22 protein-coding genes are annotated in these 22,049 nt (G+C 52.3%); 21 read left to right on the top strand and 1 reads right to left on the bottom strand.

Going from position 1 to position 22,049, the window contains the following annotated elements; genetic code table 11:
* The first annotated feature begins 18 nt into the window (after positions 1-18).
* From FIV45_RS10840 to FIV45_RS10810, 7 genes are read left to right on the top strand one after another with little or no spacing between them, the layout of a single operon-like run.
* The gene (locus tag FIV45_RS10840; protein WP_099472221.1) at positions 19-1,275 is read left to right on the top strand and encodes a lipoprotein-releasing ABC transporter permease subunit; all 1,257 of its coding nucleotides are present in this window, start codon (positions 19-21) and stop codon (positions 1,273-1,275) included.
* Between the two features lie 12 nt (positions 1,276-1,287).
* On the top strand, positions 1,288-1,962 hold the full coding sequence (locus FIV45_RS10835) for an ABC transporter ATP-binding protein (protein WP_099472222.1): 675 nt from the start codon (positions 1,288-1,290) through the stop codon (positions 1,960-1,962).
* A 17-nt stretch (positions 1,963-1,979) separates the two neighbouring features.
* Positions 1,980-2,381 carry a DUF1761 domain-containing protein gene (locus FIV45_RS10830; protein ID WP_099472223.1) on the top strand — a complete coding sequence of 134 codons (402 nt, stop codon included), beginning with the start codon at positions 1,980-1,982 and terminating at the stop codon, positions 2,379-2,381.
* Between the two features lie 14 nt (positions 2,382-2,395).
* Positions 2,396-5,941 carry a DNA polymerase III subunit alpha gene (gene dnaE / locus FIV45_RS10825; protein WP_099472224.1) on the top strand — a complete coding sequence of 1,182 codons (3,546 nt, stop codon included), beginning with the start codon at positions 2,396-2,398 and terminating at the stop codon, positions 5,939-5,941.
* 28 nt (positions 5,942-5,969) lie between these two features.
* On the top strand, positions 5,970-6,443 hold the full coding sequence (locus FIV45_RS10820; protein WP_099472225.1) for a DUF2269 family protein: 474 nt from the start codon (positions 5,970-5,972) through the stop codon (positions 6,441-6,443).
* Positions 6,440-7,045 (top strand): DUF4166 domain-containing protein, encoded by a 606-nt coding sequence (locus FIV45_RS10815; protein ID WP_099472226.1) that lies wholly within the window; start codon positions 6,440-6,442, stop codon positions 7,043-7,045. Before FIV45_RS10820 ends, FIV45_RS10815 begins: the two co-directional genes overlap by 4 nt.
* Positions 7,042-8,145 (top strand): saccharopine dehydrogenase family protein, encoded by a 1,104-nt coding sequence (locus FIV45_RS10810; protein ID WP_165776972.1) that lies wholly within the window; start codon positions 7,042-7,044, stop codon positions 8,143-8,145. Before FIV45_RS10815 ends, FIV45_RS10810 begins: the two co-directional genes overlap by 4 nt.
* A gap of 72 nt (positions 8,146-8,217) precedes the next feature.
* On the opposite strand, the gene FIV45_RS10805 is transcribed toward FIV45_RS10810, so the two are convergent.
* A complete protein-coding gene (locus FIV45_RS10805) occupies positions 8,218-8,895 on the bottom strand; it encodes a winged helix-turn-helix transcriptional regulator (RefSeq protein ID WP_165776973.1) in 678 nt (225 codons plus the stop codon).
* 143 nt (positions 8,896-9,038) lie between these two features.
* Between FIV45_RS10805 and FIV45_RS10800 the strand changes: the two genes are divergently transcribed.
* From FIV45_RS10800 to gloA, 14 genes are all read left to right on the top strand, one after another.
* Positions 9,039-9,731 (top strand): hypothetical protein, encoded by a 693-nt coding sequence (locus FIV45_RS10800; RefSeq protein ID WP_204602138.1) that lies wholly within the window; start codon positions 9,039-9,041, stop codon positions 9,729-9,731.
* Positions 9,732-9,820: 89 nt separating this feature from the next.
* Positions 9,821-10,645: an NUDIX hydrolase gene (locus FIV45_RS10795; RefSeq protein ID WP_099472228.1), complete on the top strand. Its 825-nt coding sequence runs from the start codon at positions 9,821-9,823 to the stop codon at positions 10,643-10,645.
* A 172-nt stretch (positions 10,646-10,817) separates the two neighbouring features.
* On the top strand, positions 10,818-11,639 hold the full coding sequence (gene rpsB, locus FIV45_RS10790; protein ID WP_099472229.1) for a 30S ribosomal protein S2: 822 nt from the start codon (positions 10,818-10,820) through the stop codon (positions 11,637-11,639).
* Between the two features lie 69 nt (positions 11,640-11,708).
* On the top strand, positions 11,709-12,635 hold the full coding sequence (tsf, locus tag FIV45_RS10785; protein WP_099472230.1) for a translation elongation factor Ts: 927 nt from the start codon (positions 11,709-11,711) through the stop codon (positions 12,633-12,635).
* 145 nt (positions 12,636-12,780) lie between these two features.
* Positions 12,781-13,503 carry a UMP kinase gene (gene pyrH / locus FIV45_RS10780; protein ID WP_099472231.1) on the top strand — a complete coding sequence of 241 codons (723 nt, stop codon included), beginning with the start codon at positions 12,781-12,783 and terminating at the stop codon, positions 13,501-13,503.
* A gap of 6 nt (positions 13,504-13,509) precedes the next feature.
* Positions 13,510-14,070 carry a ribosome recycling factor gene (frr, locus tag FIV45_RS10775; protein ID WP_099472232.1) on the top strand — a complete coding sequence of 187 codons (561 nt, stop codon included), beginning with the start codon at positions 13,510-13,512 and terminating at the stop codon, positions 14,068-14,070.
* Between the two features lie 22 nt (positions 14,071-14,092).
* Positions 14,093-14,836, top strand: a complete 744-nt coding sequence (locus FIV45_RS10770) for an isoprenyl transferase (RefSeq protein ID WP_099472325.1) — start codon at positions 14,093-14,095, stop codon at positions 14,834-14,836.
* A 48-nt stretch (positions 14,837-14,884) separates the two neighbouring features.
* Complete coding sequence (locus FIV45_RS10765; RefSeq protein ID WP_165776974.1) at positions 14,885-15,658, top strand: phosphatidate cytidylyltransferase; 774 nt, start codon at positions 14,885-14,887, stop codon at positions 15,656-15,658.
* Between the two features lie 14 nt (positions 15,659-15,672).
* On the top strand, positions 15,673-16,863 hold the full coding sequence (locus FIV45_RS10760; protein WP_099472234.1) for a 1-deoxy-D-xylulose-5-phosphate reductoisomerase: 1,191 nt from the start codon (positions 15,673-15,675) through the stop codon (positions 16,861-16,863).
* A 6-nt stretch (positions 16,864-16,869) separates the two neighbouring features.
* On the top strand, positions 16,870-18,003 hold the full coding sequence (gene rseP, locus FIV45_RS10755; RefSeq protein ID WP_204602139.1) for an RIP metalloprotease RseP: 1,134 nt from the start codon (positions 16,870-16,872) through the stop codon (positions 18,001-18,003).
* A gap of 50 nt (positions 18,004-18,053) precedes the next feature.
* Positions 18,054-20,405, top strand: coding sequence for an outer membrane protein assembly factor BamA (bamA, locus tag FIV45_RS10750; protein WP_165776975.1), 2,352 nt, complete (start codon positions 18,054-18,056; stop codon positions 20,403-20,405).
* A 1-nt stretch (position 20,406) separates the two neighbouring features.
* The gene (locus FIV45_RS10745; RefSeq protein ID WP_099472237.1) at positions 20,407-20,994 is read left to right on the top strand and encodes an OmpH/Skp family outer membrane protein; all 588 of its coding nucleotides are present in this window, start codon (positions 20,407-20,409) and stop codon (positions 20,992-20,994) included.
* Positions 20,995-21,172: 178 nt separating this feature from the next.
* Positions 21,173-21,637 carry a 3-hydroxyacyl-ACP dehydratase FabZ gene (gene fabZ / locus FIV45_RS10740; protein WP_099472238.1) on the top strand — a complete coding sequence of 155 codons (465 nt, stop codon included), beginning with the start codon at positions 21,173-21,175 and terminating at the stop codon, positions 21,635-21,637.
* Positions 21,638-21,650: 13 nt separating this feature from the next.
* Positions 21,651-22,046, top strand: a complete 396-nt coding sequence (gene gloA, locus FIV45_RS10735; protein ID WP_099472239.1) for a lactoylglutathione lyase — start codon at positions 21,651-21,653, stop codon at positions 22,044-22,046.
* Positions 22,047-22,049 lie beyond the last annotated feature (3 nt).

The raw sequence follows: 22,049 nt of genomic DNA, 5'->3' as shown, positions 1-22,049 counted from the left end.
CAAGCAAGGGGAGACGCCATGTTCCGGGCGCATGAATGGATGGTGGCTTTCAGGTATCTGAAAGTCAGAAGCAACGAAGGGTTTGTGACCCTTGTGGCGCTGTTTTCCCTTCTCGGGATCGCCATTGGCGTAATGGTGCTGATTGTCACCATGTCGGTGATGAACGGCTTCCGCGAAGAATTGCTCAGCAAGGTCATCGGCTTTAATGGTCATATGCTTTATCAGCCGGTCGGTGGCCGGATGAACGACTATGACGACGCCGTCGCGCATCTGAAGAAAGTCGATCATGTGGTGAAAGTTCTGCCCATTGTCGAAGGCCATGCCCTGGCAACTTTTGGCAGTTACAGCGTCCCGGCTCTGGTGCGCGGGGTGAAACCGGAAGACATACGCCATATGCCGCTGATCGCCGATAATATCAAAGTCGGGGATCTGAATGATTTCGGCACCGGCGATAATGACATTCTGATTGGCAAACGCCTCGCGGATAAATACGGCTTGTCGCCGGGTGATCTGGTGACACTGGTTACGCCGCGCGGACGGGTTACGCCTTTTGGCACCGTGCCGCGCATCGCCAATTATCAAATCCGGGCGATTTTCGAAGTCGGTGAATATAATTATGACACCGGCTATTTCTTCCTGCCGTTAAAAGCCGCCCAGAGCTATTTTCAATATGATGATCAGGTGGCGGCGCTGGAAATCAGCCTGACCCATCCCGATATGATCACTGAACTTTACCCTGTGGTACAGCAGGCCATGCGGGAAATCAGCCCCGGAGGACGGCTGGTCGACTGGCGGGTGCTCAATCAGAGTTTCTTCAATGCACTGCAGGTGGAACGCAATGTGATGTTTATCATCCTGTCCTTTATCATTCTGGTGGCGGTCTTCAATATCATTTCCACGATGATCATGATGGTGAAGAACAAGACCCGCGATGTGGCGATCCTGCGCACCATGGGGGTGACAAGCGCTTCTATCATGCGGATTTTCTTCATTGTCGGCTCCTGCATCGGCATGGTCGGGACCCTGCTGGGGACGATCTGTGGTCTGGCGATAGCTTATAATGTTCAGGAAATTCTGAATTTTATCGAACGAATGACGGGTCTCAGCCTGTGGGAGGGGGAGGTGCGTTTCCTGTCAGAAGTTCCGGCGATTGTGGAACCGACCGAGGTTACCATTGTCATTCTCGTGTCTCTTGGCATGAGCTTCTTCGCGACCCTGTTGCCGGCCTGGCGGGCGGCGAAGGTCGATCCGGTTAAATCATTGCGGTATGAGTAAGGGGCGCGACCTATGACTGAGAGTATTCTTGAGCTGCAGGACATTCACCGCCACTTTATTCAGGGCGACAAGGACCTGCATATCCTGCGCGGGGTGAATTTTACCCTGAAAAAGAGCGAGGTGGTGACACTGGTCGGGGCCTCCGGGTCCGGGAAATCGACCTTGTTGCAGATCGCGGGTCTGCTGGATCATGCCAGTTCCGGGGAAGTTGTGATTGACGGCGCGGCCTGTGGCAAACTGTCTGATCGCAAACGCACCCGTATTCGTCGCCATGACGTGGGCTTCATCTATCAATTTCATCATTTGCTGCCTGAATTCAACGCATTGGAAAATGTGATGCTGCCGCAGATCGTCGCGGGCCTGTCGAAATCCGAGGCGGCAAAGCACGCAGAAGCGTTGCTCACCAAGCTCGGGCTTGGCGCACGGGTTGATCATCGGCCGTCGGAACTGTCCGGGGGGGAACAGCAACGGGTCGCCATCGCCCGTGCTCTGATTAACAAGCCGAAAATTCTGCTTGCCGATGAACCGACGGGCAATCTTGATGAAATGACCGGCAACGGTGTGATGAATGAATTGCTGCGTCTGTCGCGGGAAGAAGGTATCTCGGCTCTGGTTGCCACCCATAACAAGGATCTGGCGCGGAAAATGGACCGTTGTGTGACGTTGCATAACGGTCTGCTGGAATAGACGGGACGGGAGGGCCAATGGCGTTTGAGGACATTAATCTGACCGCAGTGTTTGTGGCGGCCGTGCTCAAGTTTATCCTCGGCGTGCTGTGGTTCTCGCCTGTGGTTTTCGGGCCCATGTGGCTTTCGGAAGTGGGACAGGAAAAAGATCAGTTGATTGCTGCGCGTGGCCCCCTGATGCTGTCGGGCCTGCTTGGTTTGGTCAGCGCCTTCACATTGGCGGTACTCATTACGCTTGCCGATCTCGGCGGTGTGCAGTCTCTGGCGGTCGGATGTCTGATCGGGCTTGGCATTATGACCACGCAACTGGGGGCGTTACATGGTTTCGAAGGCCGTAGTTTTCGGCTGCTGGCAATTTACGGCGGACAATATATAATCGAATTCAGCGCCATGGCGGCGATCATTGGGTTTTGGCGATAGGATATTTTTTCTAGATGACGGCTTCTTCTTTTGTTCATTTGCGATTGCATTCGGCCTATTCCCTGTCCGAGGGGGCCGTGCATGTGAAAGCGCTGGGCAAACTCTGCGCCGCCCATAATATGCCAGCAGTCGCGGTGACCGACACCAATAACATGTTCGGCGCGCTGGAAGCCTCGTTAACCTTGCCCGGGGCCGGGGTGCAACCGATCATTGGTTGTTCTCTGGCCATTCGCCACGCGGTCGAACAGGACAGCCGCAGTTTCAAAACGCCGGAACCCGGCTGGCTGGTGCTGCTTGCCCAGACCGAACGCGGCTATCAAAATCTGATGAAGCTGGTCTCGAAGGCCCATCTCGGCGGCGATGGCCACGAAACCCCGCAGTTGAATATTGATGACCTCGGCGGCTACACGGACGATATCATCTGTCTTACGGGTGGGCCGGAAGGGCCGATGGGCAAATATCTGATCACCGGCACTCCCCAGGGCCGCGAGAAGGCCGAAGCGGTGATGCACAAGCTGAAAAGCCTGTTTCCAGATCGCCTCTACATGGAAATTCAGCGCCACGGCATGACGCCGGAAGAAGCAACAGAGGAAGATTTTCTCGAACTCGCCTACACACATGATATCCCGCTGGTGGCGACCAATCAGGTGTTCTTTCCGGAACGTAAGATGCATCAGGCCCATGACGCTCTGCTCTGTATCGCGGGCGGCAATTATGTCGAGCAGGATGACCGCCGGAAACTGACCCCTGAACATTATTTTAAATCCGCCGAGGAAATGGCGGACCTGTTCGAAGACCTGCCGGAGGCGGTTCAGAATACGCTGGTGATTGCCCGGCGCTGCGCCTTCAAGGTACCGACGATTGATCCGATCCTGCCGAATTTTACCGATGGTATGGACAAGACGGCGGCGGATTATGAGGATATCAGTGAGGCGGAAGCGCTGGAAAAGATGGCCCGTGACGGTCTGGATCAGCGCCTTGAGCAACATGTCTTTCATGAAGAAACGGACCCGGAAAAGCGCGACGAGATCGCCAAGCCCTATTGGGATCGTCTGGAATTTGAGATTGGCATTATTAATCAGATGGGCTTTCCCGGCTACTTTCTGATTGTGGCGGACTTTATTCAGTGGTCGAAGCATAACAATATTCCGGTGGGGCCGGGCAGGGGGTCCGGTGCGGGCTCCGTGGTGGCCTGGGCCCTGATGATAACCGATCTTGATCCTTTGCGGTTCGGGCTGCTGTTCGAACGGTTTCTCAATCCGGAGCGGGTGTCCATGCCCGATTTCGATATCGATTTCTGTCAGGACAAACGCGACCGGGTGATCCGTTATGTGCAGGAGAAATACGGCCATGACCAGGTGGCGCAGATCATCACTTTCGGGAAGCTGCAGGCCAAGGCCGTGGTTCGCGACGTGGGACGGGTGCTGCAGATGTCTTATGGCCAGGTTGACCGACTGTCAAAACTGATCCCGGCCAACCCCGCTAATCCCATGACCTTGGGCGAGGCGCTGGAATCGGAAGAAAAGCTGCGGTTTGAACGCGACAATGACCCGGCGACGGCGCGCCTGATTGAAATGGCCTTGCAGCTTGAGGGTCTGTTCCGTCACGCCTCTACCCATGCCGCCGGGGTGGTGATTGGTGACCGGCCACTGGATGAGCTGGTGCCGCTCTATCGTGATCCGCGGTCCGATATGCCGGTGACCCAGTTCAACATGAAATTTGTCGAGCAGGCCGGACTGGTAAAATTCGACTTTCTTGGCCTGAAGACCCTGACGGTGCTGGCCAAGGCCGTGGAACATATCGCCCTGCGCGACATCACGGTCAATCTGGAACAGGTGCCGCTGGTGGATCAACCGAGCTTCGACCTGTTGTCCAGCGGCAAGACCATCGGCGTCTTCCAGTTGGAAAGTAGCGGCATGCAGAATGTGCTTGTGCAGATGAAGCCCGACATGTTCGAGGATATCATTGCGGTCGTGGCGCTCTATCGACCGGGGCCGATGGACAATATTCCGCTCTATGTCGCCTGTAAGCATGGGGAGAAAGACCCGGACTATCTGCATCCTCTGCTCACCGAAATCCTCACCGAGACTTATGGCGTGATCATCTATCAGGAACAGGTGATGCAGATCGCCCAGGTGCTGGCGGACTATTCCCTCGGCGAAGCGGATTTGCTGCGCCGGGCCATGGGCAAGAAGATCGCGGCCGAGATGGACAAGCAGCGCGCCCGCTTTCAGGATGGGGCCGCCAAGAAGGGCGTAGATCCCAAGCAGGCGGCGGGTATTTTCGATCAGGTGGCGAAATTCGCCGGTTACGGCTTTAATAAATCTCACGCCGCGGCCTATGCGCTGGTGTCTTTCCACACCGCTTATCTCAAGGCCAATTATCCGGTGGAATTTATGGCGGCGATCATGTCGCTCGACCTCAATAACACCGATAAGCTGGCGATCTTCAAACAGGAAGTCGTCAGCCTCGGCATCCCGATTTTGCCGCCTGATATCAATAAATCTCTGGTGGAATTCTCGGTCGAGGTGGTGCCGGGCAAGGCGGACGAAGATAATGTCGGCGGCGCGCAAGGCGACGGTATTCTGCGCGGGGTGCGTTATGGTCTTGCGGCGCTGAAGAATGTCGGTTCTGGCGCGATGGAGCAATTGATCAAGGAGCGGGACAAGAACGGCCCGTTCAAGGATGTGGCTGATTTCTGTAACCGGCTCGACACCAAGCATGTCAATAAACGGGCGCTGGAAAACCTCGCCAAGGCCGGGGCCTTTGACAGCATCAACCCTAACCGGGCCCAGATGCTGGCGTCGGTCGAGATGATCCTGAAACAGGCCAGCGCCGCCACCGAAGCCCGCAACAGCAATCAGGTCAGCCTGTTCGGCGATGTGGTCGAACCGCAGGCCCTTGCCCTGCCGGAAGCGCGGGACTGGGAATTGATTGTCCGGCTCAACCATGAAAAAGACGCCATTGGCTTTTACCTCTCGGCCCATCCTCTTGATGCCTATAAAGTCATTCTCGAGCGCCAGAAAATCCTGCCCTCGACCGAACTGGAACGTAAAGCAAAGGGCGGCGGTACAGTGAAGCTCGCCGGGACGGTGCAGACCATCCGGGTGATGAAGAACAAGCGCGGCAAGAAATTCGCCTTTATCGGCTTTTCCGACGCCTTTGGCGGCTGGGAAACGATGGTGTTTTCCGAACTGCTCGACAGTGCTGACGAAATTTTGCAGATGGGCAGTTCGGTGATTGCCACCGTGGAAGCGAGCATTGATCCGGAGCGCGGCCTGCGGGTGACGGCGAAAAGCTTTGCCGCGATCGAGGTGGTGGCGGCCAACAGCGCCAAGGGGCTGGAGATATTCCTCACCGACGCCAGCAACATCACCGCCATCCGCGAAATACTCGACAACCACAAGGGCGGCCGGGGTTTTGTCACTTTCAAAATTAAAGTGAAGGATGAAGATGAGTATGATATCGATATAGAATTAAAAGATAAATATAAAGTTTCACCTGACATCAGAAGTGCGCTGATCACCATGAAGGGCGTGATGGATGCCCGGGAGATTTAAAGCGAGATTTAAGGGGCTGGGGGAATAAATGGTGGATATTGATCCATATCTTATTATCAGGACGTTACATATCATAAGCTCGACGATAGTGTTTGGCACTGGTGTCGGGATTGCGTTCTTCATGTTCCGTTCTTACTTTGGAGCTGACCATGCGGCGAAACTATATGCCGTGCGGACAACAGTTCTTGCTGACTATATCTTTACCTTGCCTGCCGTGATTATTCAGCCTGTAACAGGGTTCTGGCTAGTTTGGCAAGTTGGATACGACTGGACGGTACCTTGGCTGGTGATCACATATGTGATTTACGCGATTGCGGGGGCCTGTTGGTTGCCGGTCGTCTGGATTCAAATTGAGCTCAAGAAAATTCTGGAAAGCGTTTCAGAAAAAACAGACTTACCAGAACGTTATCATTCCCTCTTCAAAATTTGGTTCATCCTCGGTTGCCCAGCATTCATTGGGCTTGTTGCTGTTTTCTTTTTGATGGTGATGAAACCAGTATGACACAAGACCCTATATTTAAAACTATTTTTGGCGAAGATTGGAATAAACTTCCCCCCGTAATGCATAAACATTATGCCAATCGTCCCTATACAACCGATTTGGCGACAGTTGAAGGGACATTGGATGTCATGTGTGCGGGACCTATAAAATTCCTAGCGCCAATTTTTTGGCTTATGCGTGGTATTCCGCCACATACGGAGGTGGATGTTTCTGTAGTAGTGAATTTCGAGAGTGATGAAGAGAGTAATTTTTTTCATTTCAGGCGCATTTTTAATTTCAAAACACGCAAACCTTACAGCTTTAATTCTAGAATGATGCAGATTAAAGATAATGAAGTGGTGGAGATTATGTGGTCCGGCTTTGGCTGGCGAATGCACTATGTTTGGGAAGCCGGACGCGTGAAGCTTAAACATAAAGGATATGTTTTTCACTTGTTTGGGTGTCTGATTCCGCTTCCTCTGACATTTCTTTTGGGAGAAGGTAATGCCGAAGAGATCGCCATCGATGATAACAGCTTTGATATGAAAGTTACTATTACGCATCCGTGGTGGGGAAAGGTTTATCAGTATGGTGGGCGTTTTAAGGTCAAGAAAAACATATGATTAAACGCGTTCTTATCATTGGAGGGTATGGAAACTTCGGGTGGTTTATCGCGAAATCACTGGCGCAGGAGAAAAATATTCGTGTTATTATTGCAGGACGTTCGCTAGAAAAAGCAAAACGTCTTGCCGCAACGATTGACGCCGTGAATGATGTTGAAGTTTGTTACACAGATATTAACCAAAAATTTTCAGAAGCATTATCCTCAATAGCTCCTCATATTGTAATTCACACATCTGGGCCCTTTCAGTCACAAGGATATGACGTTGCCAATATCTGTATTGATCAAGGCATACATTATATTGATTTGGCAGATGGGCGTGATTTTGTAGCAGGTATTGGTGAACTGGATGGCCAAGCAAAAAAAAATGATGTCCTTGTTGTGAGTGGCGCAAGTTCAGTGCCATGCCTGACAGCTGCGTTGGTTGATTATTATAAAGGGGAGTTTAGCATCCTCGAAGTTCTGGACTACGGTATTACAACAGCACAGAAAACGGCGCGTGGGCTTGCCACAACTGAGGCTATTCTTGGCTATGTGGGCAAGCCGATCAAGACTTTGATTGAGGGGGAGTGGTGCCATGTCTTCGGGTGGCAGGGGTTGCGGGCGCGGAAATATAGAATGCTTGGTCGGCGGTTCTTGGCATATTGCGATGTCCCTGATTTAGCTTTATTTCCAAAACGATACCCGGGACTTAAAACCATTCGATTCTACGCTGGGCTTGAAATTTCGTTTATTCACCTCACCCTCTGGATGCTTTCAGGGATGGTGCGGATAGGCGGGATACGGAATCTGGAGAAGGTTGCCCCACTGATGTTGCGCATATCACATCTTTTTGATTTTCTGGGCACGGATACTAGTGCCTTCCATATGACATTGTCCGGTAAGGGGCGTGCTGGAGCCGCAAAGTCAATAACATTTGAACTCACTGCCCGTTCAGGTGATGGCCCTTATATCCCGACGATGCCTGCCATCTTAATGGCAAAAAAACTTGCCAATGATGACGTAAAAGTAAGAGGCGCTTTTCCCTGCGTTGGCTTTATCACGCGTGATGAGTATCTTGGCGCGTTAGAGGGGTTGGATATTTCTTGGTATAGTACGTAATTATTATGTTTGTGACTGATTTCTGCATGCCGGCCTTCGCTGGCATGAGGGGATGACACGCGCTGACATCCTTTAGCGCCGCCTTTCTATCCCGGCGAAAATGCTGAGCATCAGCCAGTCGGGGAAGGCCTGTTGCAAGGGGCGGGGGCCGGTGAGCCTGACGCGGCCGGCGGCGAGTTCCGGCTGTAACGGGCGAATGCCGCGCCAGACCTCGCCCAGAGTGCGCACATCGGTGCTCACCGCAAGGTCAACCTCATGTCCGGGGGGCTTGAGACAGACATCCACTTTATCGGGACCGCAAACCAGCCAGAAAAACCGTTTGTCCTTTGGCGCATCGGTGAATTCAATTTCGAGCACGGTTTGACCCGGCGGCATCTGGGCGAGATCCAGCCGGCGATGCATGCCCCAGACCAGCCAACCGGCGTCGAGATCATCTTCTTCAATTTCCCGGGCCCAGCGCTGGCCCCATTCGCCGATGGCCCCGAGCACCGGTTTCAGGTCGCGCCCGGCCTCGGTCAGTTGGTAAGCGGGGGTGGCGGCTTTACTCTGCGGGGTGCGGCGCACGATCCCGGCATGTTCCAGCTGATCCAGGCGTTGCTTGAGCAGGGTGGCGGAAATACGGGGCACACCGCGGCGGATGTCGTTGAACCGCTGGCTGCCGGCGGTAAGTTCACGAATGATCAGCAGCATCCATTTCTGGGTCAGAACTTCCGAGGCCAGAGCCACAGGGCAGAATTGTCCGAATGTCATCCTTTTCTCCTTCTCAAAGGGCGGCATTCATTCGACCACAGGCTAACACTGCAATCAAGTCCAGATTATTGACTTGAGTGAAATGTGGGAAAATACAATTCTGTCGGGAGACAATTTATATTATACTGAAGAGGAGAGATATCATGACGTTAAGCCTGACCCGTCGCAGTCTTTTAATCGGAGGAGCCGCCAGCATGGCCGTAAAACCCGTCCTTGCCCATGAAATGCCGCAAAAGATGCGGTTTACCGCCACAACCGGAACCGGCGGCGGGGCAGGAGCGCGCTTTGACCGGGACAGATTTGTCGAGGACTGCATTTGGGCTCACATGGAAACGGATCCGGTTGCGGCAGTACGAGAGGTTCTGGCGCGGGCGGTGTCCCGGCCGGGCGCGGTACTGGCCGGACTGGGGAAACCGAAAGCCGCCGGGCTCGATGTATTACTGTCTTCCCCGACATTGACCATCTTTGCCGCCAGCTGGACGCCGCAAATGAATTTGCTGGCCCATGATCACAAGATGTGGGCCCTGATCGGCATCTATGCCGGGCGCGAGGATAATATTCTATGGCGCGAGGGCGATAACGGCCTGGAGGCCTATGCCGCCAATTGCCTGTTTGAAAGCGATGTGGCGACGCTGGACGCCAACGCCATTCATTCGGTCACCAACCCGCTGCAGCGCTTTACCGGCGGCATCCATATCTACGGCGGTGATTTTTTCGCCACGGAACGCCGTCAGTGGGACCCGGAAACCTTTCAGGTGGAACCGTCCGACGGTGATGTGATCCGCGCCATGTTTGCCCGGGAAAATGAACGTTATGCCAAAGTCTGTGGGGATTAAGCATATTCTTTTCAGGTTCGCCCCTTTCTTTCCCGCGCGGCAAAGGGTATAGCTGGGGCACGATATTTTAACCTGAAGAGACTGCTCGTATGACCGATACGCCTGCATCCGCGCCTGTAGAAGCGAAAGATTCCGCCTCTGTTCTGATTATCCGGGACGGGGCGGTGCATGACCGCTATGGCGCCCTGCAAATCCTGATGGTCAAACGCCATCAGAAAATTCGTTTTGCCGGGGGGGCTTATGTTTTTCCCGGTGGCAAGCTTGATCCGGCGGATCGGGCGTTGGAAGAACAGGATCAAAAGGATGCGGCGGCGGATATCTCGGCCGAGTTTCGCGGGTTGCGCTATGCAGCGCTGCGGGAAGTGTTCGAGGAAACCGGATTGGTGATCGGTACGCAAGCGGGTCAGGCCATCGACGAGGCGGGCCGGGCGGCGCTGGACCGGGATTATCGTCAGGCGTTTCTCGACGGCAGCCTGACGTTGGCGGATTTCCTCGCCCGGTCGGGCGTGACGCTGGATATGGGGGATTGTTATCCCTTTGCCCACTGGATCACGCCGGAAGTCTATCCGGTGCGCTTTGACACCCGTTTCTACCTGACCGTGGCGCCGACCGGCCAACTGCCGAGCCCGGATGGACATGAGATCACCGAGGTGCAATGGATGTATCCCATGAAGCTGGTGGAGGAATCCGACGGGGTTCTGATGTTCCCGACCATGATGAACCTGAAAATGCTCGGTCAGGCGCGGTCTGTGGCGGAGGCTCTGGAACTGTTGGGTCAGCGCGAGATCGTGACCGTCACCCCGGAAGTGATCGAGGGCGACAAGGTCAGTTTCCGCAAGATTCCGGCCGCGGCCGGTTATGAAGATGTCGACCAGACCCGCACCCGCACCGCCATTGATCTGAAAAACGGATAAATTTGATGGTGGGGGCAGAAACCCCTTGATCTTTGGCTGAAAGGGCGCTATTACGCGCCTACTTCACACGCGGGAATTAAGTTGACCTCCTACATATTGAGGAAAACTTTCCGGTGTCCCATAAGGGGCCACACTCTCGCGGAGGATTAACCGGAAAAAAAGGAAAAATCGTATGGCAACGCCTACATTTACGATGCGTCAGCTTTTGGAAGCTGGTGTACATTTTGGACATCAGTCCCACCGTTGGAACCCGAAGATGAAAGAATACATCTTTGGTGCCCGCAATAAAGTTCATATCATCAATCTGTCCCTGACCGTGCCTTTGCTGGCCCGTGCGCTGGAACAGGTCCGTGACGTTACGGCCGCTGGTGGTCGTGTTCTTTTCGTTGGTACAAAGCGTCAGGCCTCTGGCCCGATCGCCGAAGCCGCGAAACGTTGTGGTCAGTATTACGTCAATCACCGCTGGCTCGGTGGCATGATGACCAACTGGCAGACCATTTCCAAATCCATCAAGCGTCTGAAAGAACTTGATGAGAAGCTGGACAATGAACAGACTGGCCTGACCAAGAAAGAACTGCTGCAGATGACACGCGAGCGTGACAAACTGGAGCGGGCGCTGGGCGGTATCAAAGATATGGGCGGCATTCCGAACATCATCTTTGTCATCGACACCAATAAAGAAGAACTGGCCATTCAGGAAGCCAACAAACTTGGCATTCCCGTTGTCGCCGTTCTTGACACAAACTGTAACCCGGACGGCGTAACATTCCCGGTTCCAGGGAATGATGACGCGACCCGTGCGGTTCAGCTTTATTGTGATCTGGTTGCCGGTGCGGTTCTCGACGGTATTCAGCAGGAAATGGTTGACCAGGGTGTCGACCTTGGCGCAGCGGAAGCTGCCCCTGTTGTTGAAGAACTGGCTGCTGAAGCAGCGCCAGCCGAAGAAGCCCCTGCGGAAGAGGCGTCTGCTGAAAAAGCTGCCGCTTCTGAGTAGGTTCAATAGATGTGAAAGCCCGGATGAACCGGGCTTTCACGATTATTATCACAGTTTAAAGGAAGAATGATGGCTCAGATTACAGCTGCTATTGTTAAAGAACTGCGCGAGAAATCCGGCGCAGGTATGATGGATTGTAAAAACGCCTTGAAAGAAAACGACGGTGATGTCGAAGCGGCCATGGACTGGTTGCGTCAGAAGGGTATCGCGAAAGCGGCCAAGAAATCAGGTCGTGTTGCGGCCGAAGGTCTGGTGGCGGTTGCGACTAACGGTACGACGTCTGTTGCGGTTGAAGTCAACTCCGAAACTGACTTTGTCGCCCGGAACGAAGGTTTCCAGAACATCGTGAAAAATGTTGCGGCGGTTGCCCTTGAAAATAATGGCGACTTTGACGCAACAGCGGCGGCCGCCTATCCCGGCACAGGCCGTTCTGTCAAAGATGAGCTGACCGAAGCCGTCGGCACCATCGGCGAGAATATGAATTTCCGTCGTGCGACTGGACTTTCTGTTGATAACGGTATTGTCGCGACATACATCCATAACAGCGTCGCGCCAAGCCTCGGCAAGATCGCGGTTCTGGTGGCGCTTGAGTCCGCTGCGGACGAAGCAACGCTGACTGCCTTGGGGAAACAGCTGGCCATGCATGTGGCGGCGACATCCCCACTGGCGATGACAACCGAAGAACTTGATCCGGAAGCGGTTGAGCGCGAGCGTAATGTTCTGATCGAACAGGCGCGGGAATCAGGCAAACCTGACAACATTATTGAAAAAATGATTGTTGGCCGGATGTCAAAATTCTATCAGGAAGTTGTCTTCATGGAGCAGACATTCATCGTTGACGGCGAAACAAAAATCGCCAAGGTCATCGAGAATGCTGCCAAAGCTGCCGGTACGGATATCAAGCTGACGGGCTATGTTCGTCTTGAACTTGGTGACGGCATTGAAAAAGAAGAAGGCGATTTCGCTGCTGAAGTTGCTGCTGCCGTAGGTAAATAACACCTTATTTCGGGCTCATTTGCGAATTAATGTAAAAGTTTATTCGCATTTGGGCCCGAATTGTATATTCTGCCCTATAAATTTTATAAATAAGTTCAAGACGTCGTTCAAGCGACGCGAATAAGGCCAAAGGTAAAGGGTGATAATGACTGATACCCCCCAGTATAAACGCGTTTTGTTAAAACTTTCCGGTGAGGCCCTTATGGGGGAACTGGACTATGGTATTGACCCCAAGATGGTCAGCCGAATCGCCCGCGAAATAAAGACCGTACAGGAACTTGGTGTTCAGGTCTGTCTTGTGGTGGGCGCCGGTAATATTTTCCGGGGAATGACAGGCGTGGCGAGCGGGTTTGACCGAACCTCTGCCGACCATATGGGAATGCTGGCCACCGTGATGAATTCTATCGCCATTCAAAACGCCCTTGAACAGGAAGGCGTCGATACCCGGGTCCAGTCCGCATTTCCGATCGCGTCTGTGTGTGAACCTTATATTCGGCGCAAGGCAATACGCCATATGGAAAAGGGCCGTGTTGTGGTCTTTGCTGCCGGCACTGGTAATCCATTCTTCACCACCGACACGGCGGCGGCGCTGCGGGCGGCGGAAATGGGCTGTGACGGGCTGCTGAAAGGCACCCAGGTGGACGGTGTTTACACAGCGGATCCCAAAACTGACCCGACGGCGGAAAAATATGACAGACTTGATTATCATACGGTTCTGACCAAAGATCTGAAAGTTCTGGACGCCTCGGCAATTGCATTGGCGCGGGAAAATGATATTCCCATTGTTGTCTTTTCAATTCATAAGCATGGCGAATTTGCCCGCGTGATGTGCGGTAGCGGTGAATTTACTATTATATGCAAGGAGTAAGCTAAAATGTCAGCTGAAATAAATCTTAATGACCTGCGGCGCCGGATGAATGGCGCGATCGAAAATCTGAAAAATGAATTTGCCGGCCTGCGGACAGGTCGGGCGTCGGTTCATCTTCTTGACCCGGTGGTTGTGGATGCCTATGGCTCTAAAATGCCTCTCAATCAGGTGGCGACGGTTTCAACACCTGAGTCCCGCCTGATCAGTGTGCAGATTTGGGATAAAACCATGGTTGCGGCGACGGAAAAAGCCATTCGTAATGCCGGACTTGGCCTGAACCCGGTCACGGACGGTCAGACGTTGCGCATTCCGATCCCGGAACTTAACGAAGAGCGTCGTGCGGAATTGACCAAGGTCGCCGGTAAATATGCCGAACAGGCCCGCATCGCCATTCGTAACGTGCGTCGGGACGGTATGGATACAATCAAAAGGCTGGAAAAAGACAGTGAAATCAGTCAGGATGAACAAAAAAACTATTCTGATCAGATCCAAAAACTGACGGACGAAATGATCAAGGACGTCGATGCAACGACGGAAATCAAAGAAAAAGAAATTATGCAGGTGTAAGGAGTAAACCCGGTTCATGTTGATGGTGAAGGAAGGTTTCGCTTCCCGGAAAAAAAGTAAAAATTCCGAACCTCCCGTTCATGTCGCCATTATTATGGATGGCAATGGACGGTGGGCCAAAAAGCGTATGCTGCCTAAAGTCGCAGGGCATAAACGGGGCGCGGACGCCGTCCGGCGCTGTGTTGAAGACGCCATTGATCTGGGGATCAGATATCTCACGCTTTATGCCTTTTCATCGGAAAACTGGAACCGGCCGGAAGATGAAGTCAATGATCTTATGGGATTATTGCACCGTTACCTGACCAAGGAAGTCGATGAACTGGATGATAAAAATATTCGTTTGGCCTTCATTGGTGACCGGTCAAAACTGAGCCCGGATATCCGGGCGCTGATTGAGGCGGCGGAACAGAGAACGCTGAATAACAGCCGGCTGTGCCTGACGCTGGCGTTGAGTTATGGCGGCCGGGCAGAGATCGTCGATGCGGCGCGGAAGCTTGCCGAACAGGTGCAGGCTGGGAAAATTTCACCTGAAGATATTTCGGAAGAAACATTTTCCGGTAAGCTGCACACCCATGATATTCCCGATCCCGATTTGATTATCCGCACAAGCGGTGAACAGCGGATCAGTAATTTTCTGTTGTGGCAGATTGCCTATGCGGAATTCGTGTTTCTGGACGTGTTGTGGCCTGATTTTAACCGTGAGGTTCTTGAGCAGGCGCTGGATGAATACGGCGGACGTGACCGCCGCTTTGGCGCGAGACCCTGATATTATATGACCGAAAAATCCCCACCCCCTGCCAAAAAGAGCGGACTGATGCTGCGAGTCCTTTCAGCCTTGGTCATGCTTCCTATTGCAATTTTTATCATTTTGCAGGGCGGGGTGGTTTATCAGGTATTTGTGGCGTTGTTTTCGATCCTGATTTTGTTTGAATGGAACGGAATTTGTGAAAAGAGACCGCTGAATGCGGTTTTTTATATTCAGGCGTTGTTGATCCTGATGATTGTCTTTGATGGCATTGCAGATGTACCGGCGCCTTATGTCTGGGGCGGGTTGCTGGTCAGCCTTGTTCCGGTTGCTTTTATTTTCAGGATAAAACCCCATTATGCGGTATTGGGCGCGCTTTATGCCGCGGTGCCGGCAGCGTCGATGATTTGGCTGCGGGAGACAGTGGAACTTGGCGGATTTATTGTGTTGTGGTGCATGATTATAGTATGGTCTATGGATACGGGCGCTTATTTTGCCGGGAAGAATATTGGTGGACCGAAACTCGCACCCCGCATCAGCCCTAACAAGACCTGGGCGGGTCTTGTCGGTGGGGCGCTGACGGCCGTGATAACGGGTCTGATTGCGGGATATTATTTTGATCTCGCTGCTGTACATGTTGTTTGGACATGGCAATGGGTGGTTCCGATTGCGGCGGGGCTCGCCATCTGGAGCCAGATTGGCGATCTCTTTGAATCGGCCCTGAAGCGTCATTTTGCCGTTAAGGACTCGGGCGCCATCATTCCGGGACACGGTGGCATAATGGACCGGGTAGACGGCGTGGTTTTTGCCGCGCCGGTCGTGGCCTTGTTTCTATATCTGTAAATGGTGGAGTTTAAATGAAAGTGTCATCTGATCAAGCGGGGCGCGTGTGTGAGCCTAAGACCGTTACGATTCTCGGTTCCACAGGCTCGGTCGGCTGCAATACGCTTGATTTAATTGCTCAGGACCCTCAGGCTTATGATGTCGTGGCCTTGACGGCGCATAAAAACGTTGATCTTTTGGGCCGGCAGGCGCGTGAATTTAACGCGCGGTCAGCGGTCATTGGGGATGAAAGCTGTTACGGACAATTGAAAGAAGCCCTGGCGGGCACGGATATTGCCGTATCCGCAGGGCAGGGTGCCCTGGACGAGGCGGCACATCTGCCGGCGGAATGGGTAATGGCGTCGATTGTGGGCGCGGCAGGCTTGCGGCCCACCTTGTCGGCGGTTCGGCGTGGCGCTACTGTGGCGCTTGCCAACAAGGAATGTCTGGTCTGCGCCGGGGATCTGATGATGCAAGAGGTGGAAGCCCATGCAGCGACACTCTTGCCGGTGGATTCCGAGCATAACGCCATTTTTCAGGTGTTCGATTTTGACCGTGCGGCAGGCGTAGACAGTATTACGCTGACGGCATCTGGCGGGCCCTTTATCAACCGGTCCCTGGAAGACATGCGGCACGTTACTCCGGCTGAGGCCGTGGCGCATCCTAATTGGGATATGGGGGCGAAAATCTCTGTGGATTCTGCGACGATGATGAACAAAGGCCTGGAGATGATAGAGGCCTATCACCTGTTCCCGGTCACGGAGAGCCAAATTGAGGTGGTGGTCCATCCTCAATCGGTTATCCACAGTATGGTGACCTATCGTGATGGTTCGGTACTGGCGCAATTGGGCTCACCGGATATGCGAATTCCGATTTCCTATGCTCTGGGCTGGCCGAACCGGCTGACGACGCCGGCGAAGAAACTGAACTTGGCTGAATTGGGCCGACTTGATTTTGAGGAACCGGACGAAGAACGTTTTCCGGCCCTGCGCCTGACCAGAGAAGCATTGCGTCTTGGCGGGACTGCGCCTACTATCCTCAACGCGGCGAACGAGATTGCGGTCGGGGCATTCCTGCAGGGCCGTCTGGGTTTTCTTGACATTGCCCGTGTGGTCGAGGAAAGTCTGGACAAATATGATGTGGTTCCCCTGACATGTTTGAATATGGTGCAGGAGGTGGATCAGGATGCCCGCCGTTTGGCCGCTCGGATTATTGAAGATATTTAGAGGTATATGATGGACGCTCTGCTCAATGCTGTAATTTATGCCACTTCCTTTTTGGGGATGCTGACCATTCTGGTTTTTGTCCATGAATGGGGCCACTATATTGTGGCGCGTATGAATGGCGTACGGGTTGAAGTCTTTTCCATCGGTTTTGGACCGGAAATATGGGGGCGGAATGATAAGAATGGCACCCGCTGGAAGGTAAGCGCCGTCCCGCTGGGGGGATATGTCAAATTCTTCGGCGACGCCAGTGCAGCGAGCACGCCGGACAGTGATCTTGATAAAATGAGTGATAAGGAAAAGAAAGAATCTTTTCATTTCAAAAAGTTATACCAAAGAGCCGCAATCGTCTTTGCGGGTCCGCTCGCCAATTTTATCTTTGCGATCCTTATTCTAGCCACATTGTTTTATCTATATGGCCAGACGGAACGGGCTGCGATTGTGTCTAATCTGGTCGAAGGAAAACCGGCTGCGGAAGCGGGATTGCAAATCGGTGACAAAATTATCGCGGTAGACGGGGACGAGATTTACAGCTTTCAGGACCTGGTGCTGCAGGTTTTATATAGCGCGGGCGAAGGCCTGGATATTACCGTACTGCGCAATGGTCAAGAGGTAACAGTGACGGTGGTCCCTCAGGAAGAGATCATTACACGGGAAGGAGAAGTTCAACTCGATCCTAATGGCAAGCCTCTGAAAGCCTATCAGATCGGGGTGCAGAATTCGGAAGAAAGAATATTTATAGAGCATACGGTTGGCTCTGCGGTGTGGGCCGGGGTCTTGCACACAGGAACGATTGTAAAGCAGTCGTTACGGGGGATCCGCCAGATGATCGTGGGAACCCGTTCTGTAAAGGAACTGAGTGGTCCGGTCGGAATATCTCAGGTGACCGCGGAAGCGGCGCGGCGGGGCATACATTACTGGATACAGGTTATGGCGCTGATTTCGATCAGTCTGGGCATGATTAATCTGTTCCCGATACCGCTACTGGACGGTGGACATCTGCTTTATTACGGCTTTGAAGCTGCTTTAGGGCGAAAATTAAGTGAAAGAACGCAAGAATTTGGATTTCGTATTGGATTAGTGCTTGTTCTTGGGTTAATGATGGTGGCTACGTTCAACGACATATTGAAATTTAATTGGTAGTACATGCTATCTATTCTAAAAAAACAAAAAAATAACAGGATATTGTTTCTGTGATAAATCGCATATTTAAAAGTTGTATTGTTGGGTCTTTTTGGATTGTTTCCTCTTTTGGAATTTCTGTCGTTGGCACGGGGACGGTGCTTGCTCAGCAATCGTCCTATGGCAATCAAGATGTTATCTCCGATATTCTGGTTCAGGGAAACCAGCGCATCGAGGTTGAGACGGTTAAATCCTATATTTTTGTCCGCAAGGGCGATCTGTATGATGAGAAACAGGTGGATCGCTCTCTGAAATCCCTGTTTAACACAGGTCTCTTCTCCGACGTTAAAATTGGCCGGTCGGGTCAAACGTTGGTGATTGAAGTTGCGGAAAACCCCATCATTAACCGGATTGTTTTCGAAGGTAATAAATATAAGAAAGACGACAAGCTGTATGAAGAAATTCAGCTACGTCCCCGGATTGTGTTTTCCCGCTCTAAAGTCCGGGCCGATGTATCGCGCATTCTCGACGTTTACCGTAAAGGGGGGCGTTTCGCAGCCAGTGTAGAGCCGAAAGTCATTCAACTGGACCAAAACCGGGTTAACCTGGTGTTCGAAGTGACAGAAGGCCCGAAAAGCAGCATCGGCAAGATCAATTTCATGGGCAATAAAATCTACAACAACGATGACCTGCGGGCGGTTATTCGCTCACGGGAAAGCCGTTGGTGGCGGTTTTTGACGTCTGATGACACTTATGATGCGGACAGAACGGCTTACGACAAGCAGCTGTTGCGCGATTTTTATCGTTCGCAAGGCTATGCAGATTTCCGTATTACATCGGCGGTGACGGAACTGGCGCCGAATAAAGAAGACTTCTTTATCAACATGACGGTTGAAGAAGGGGAGCTGTATCACTTTGGTGAAATCAAGGTCGAAAGCCAGATCCCGGACCTGAAATCGGAGGTGCTTCAACTTCTGGTCTTTACCCGCAAAGGGAAATTGTATAATTCTGAACTGATTGACCAGACGGTGGAATATTTGACGGATGTGGCGGGCCTGAAGGGCTATGCCTTCGTCAATGTTCGGCCCCGGATCAGTCGAGACCGCGAAAATAAAGCGGTGAATATTACCTATATTGTCAATAAGGCGCCGCGTGTCTATGTCGAACGGGTGCAGATCAACGGTAATGTCCGCACCCATGACCGGGTCATTCGGCGCGAAATGCGTCTGATTGAAGGAGATTCCTATAACTCTTCCAAAATGAAACGCTCTGAAATCCGCATCAAGGGACTGGGCTTCTTTAAGGAAGTTGAAATCAATCAGGTCGAAGGTTCCACAAACGACAAAACCATTCTTGAAGTGACAGTCGAAGAACAGGCGACAGGGGAACTGTCGGTCGGGGCCGGTTATTCCAGTCAGGAAAACCTGTTGTTTGATTTCAGCATTCGGGAAAGAAACCTTCTGGGGCGCGGGCAGGATCTGCGTCTGGGAACCAGAATTTCCGGACGCCGCAAGGAAGTGGATATTGGCTTTACCGAGCCTTATCTGATGGGACGTCAGGTCGTGGCCGGAGTTGATGTCTATTTCCGGGACAACAGTTTCCGGGAAGCCAACTATGAAGAAGTCTCTCTTGGCATGGGACTCCGGACGGCTTTTCCACTGACCGAATATATTGTGATGAGCAGCCGTTATAACCTGCGTCGGGATAAAATTGATATTCCAACGAGCTTGTTGGGAGCAACCCGCAGCCCATTCGTGACCACCAATATCGGAACGTTCGTCACATCTTCTGTCGGGTATGGTATTTCTTATAACACCCTGGATAATCGTCAGAAGCCAAACCGTGGCCAGAATATCGTGTTCAATCAGGACTTTGCCGGTATTGGCGGAAATGTGAAATATCTGCGTTCTCAGGCAACCTATAACTACTTTGTTCCGGTCTACGGGCGCTGGATCTTCGGGGTAAAAGCCGAAGGGGGACATATCATGGGTTTAGGCCGGGATGTGCGTATTAATGACCGATTTTTCCTAGGTAATCCACGCATCCGCGGCTTTGAACAGGCCGGTATCGGGCCACGGGATGACGTGACTCGTGATGCGTTGGGGGGCAATGTTTTCTACAAAGGTACTTTGGAACTTTATATTCCTTTGGGGTCCGGTGCGCGTGAACTTGGGATTGAGGCAAGCGCCTTCGTTGATGCCGGCGCCTTGTTCAATGTTGATCTGCCCAATACTCTCGTTAACACTACTGGGTTGACCCATACGGTTGTTGGCGATACGATGACGCCACGCGTGTCAGCAGGTGTCGGCTTTACATGGATGTCCCCTTTCGGGCCATTTAGGGTTGACTTTGCAAAGGCAATAATGTCAAACGAGTTTGATAAAACTGAATTCTTCCAATTTAACATCGGAACAAGATTTTAATATGAAACAGATAATAAGAAACACAGTGATGGCGGCTATCGTTACCGCAGCGACATTCACAACAAATATGGGGAATGCGATCGCAGCCGAGGCTTTGCCACAAGCTGTTATTGCTGTAATTGATAGCCGTATGGTGCGGTTTAAATCTGCTGCTGGTCAGGATATCCAGGCGCAGCTGGACACCATTCGCAAAAAATTTCAGGCTGAAATAGCCGAGCAGGAAAATGTTCTGAAAGCGGAAGAAGCGACGTTGAAAACTCAGCGGTCGATTTTGCCGAAAGAATCCTATGATGCCAAGTTGCGGGACTTTCAAAATAAAGTCGTGACCGTACAACGGGAAGTGCAGCTTAAGAATCAACAGCTGGAAACAGCTCTGACCAATGCACAGAACGAGTTGCAACGGGCCCTGAAGCCGATTTTGCAGAAAGTCCTGAAAGACCATAAAGCCACCATGATCATGGACGTCAGTCTTGTCATTGAAAAGGCGACTGGTCTTGACGTGACAACAGCTGTGATTGAGCAGCTGGACCAGGTCTTGCCAACTGTTAAGGTTGTTCTGCCGACAGCGCCGGCATCAGCGGCACAGTAATAAACAGATTTTGCGAAAAGCCCCGCTTTAGGCGGGGTTTTTTACGTTTGGATAGAATGATCCCCTGCGGGGATTTTTTCATTCTAATTCGCGGCAGCATGCAGTAAGGTTGCCTGTATGATGATCAGGGGCATGATCCTGATGAAGATAATTATTTACGAAGGGCGGAAGAGCACATATGTCGGAAGAAATAACCAAAGATCTGGCCGCAATCGGCGTTGAAGAAATTATGGAGCTTATTCCCCATAGATATCCGATGCTGTTGATTGACCAGTTGACCGAAATTGAACCTGCGGAGGCTGCCGTCGGCATTAAATGCGTTACGATGAATGAGGAGTTCTTTCAAGGGCATTTCCCAGGGAAACCTGTCATGCCCGGCGTTTTGATCGTGGAAGCGATGGCGCAGACAGCCGCGGCACTGGTCATGTATTCCCTGAAAGACGAGGCGGGTAAGAAACTGGTTTACTTTATGTCCATTGATGGTGCGAAATTTCGCAAACCGGTTGTGCCGGGTGACCGTCTCGAGCTGCATATCAGGAAAGACCGCAATCGGGGCCCGGTTTGGCGCTTCACCGCAGAAGGCAAGGTTAATGGTAAGGTCGTGGCGGAAGCAACCTATACGGCGATGATCGCAGACGAATAGAATAGGTATTTTTATGACCAAAGGAAACCGATTACTCCATACCATGCTGCGGGTGCGGGACCTTGAAAAGTCCATGGACTTCTACTGTACGCATCTTGGTATGACATTATTGCGGAGAACAGAGCATCCTGAAGGTCGCTTCACGCTGGCCTTCCTTGGATACGGGGCGGAAAGCGATCATACGGTTCTGGAACTGACCCATAATTGGGACCGGACCGAAGCTTATGACCTCGGCGACGCCTTTGGTCATATTGCAATCGGGGTGCAGGATATTTACAGTGTTTGTGAGGCACTGGAAGCGCAAGGGATAGAGGTCCCACGCAAACCGGGGCCCATGAAGCACGGTACGACTGTGATTGCCTTTGTGCGGGATCCTGACGGTTATATGATTGAATTTATCGAACGCTAAAAA

The sequence above is a fragment of the Paremcibacter congregatus genome (assembly GCF_006385135.1).
Taxonomy (GTDB): domain Bacteria; phylum Pseudomonadota; class Alphaproteobacteria; order Sphingomonadales; family Emcibacteraceae; genus Paremcibacter; species Paremcibacter congregatus.
This window is presented reverse-complemented; position numbering and strand designations above follow the sequence as displayed.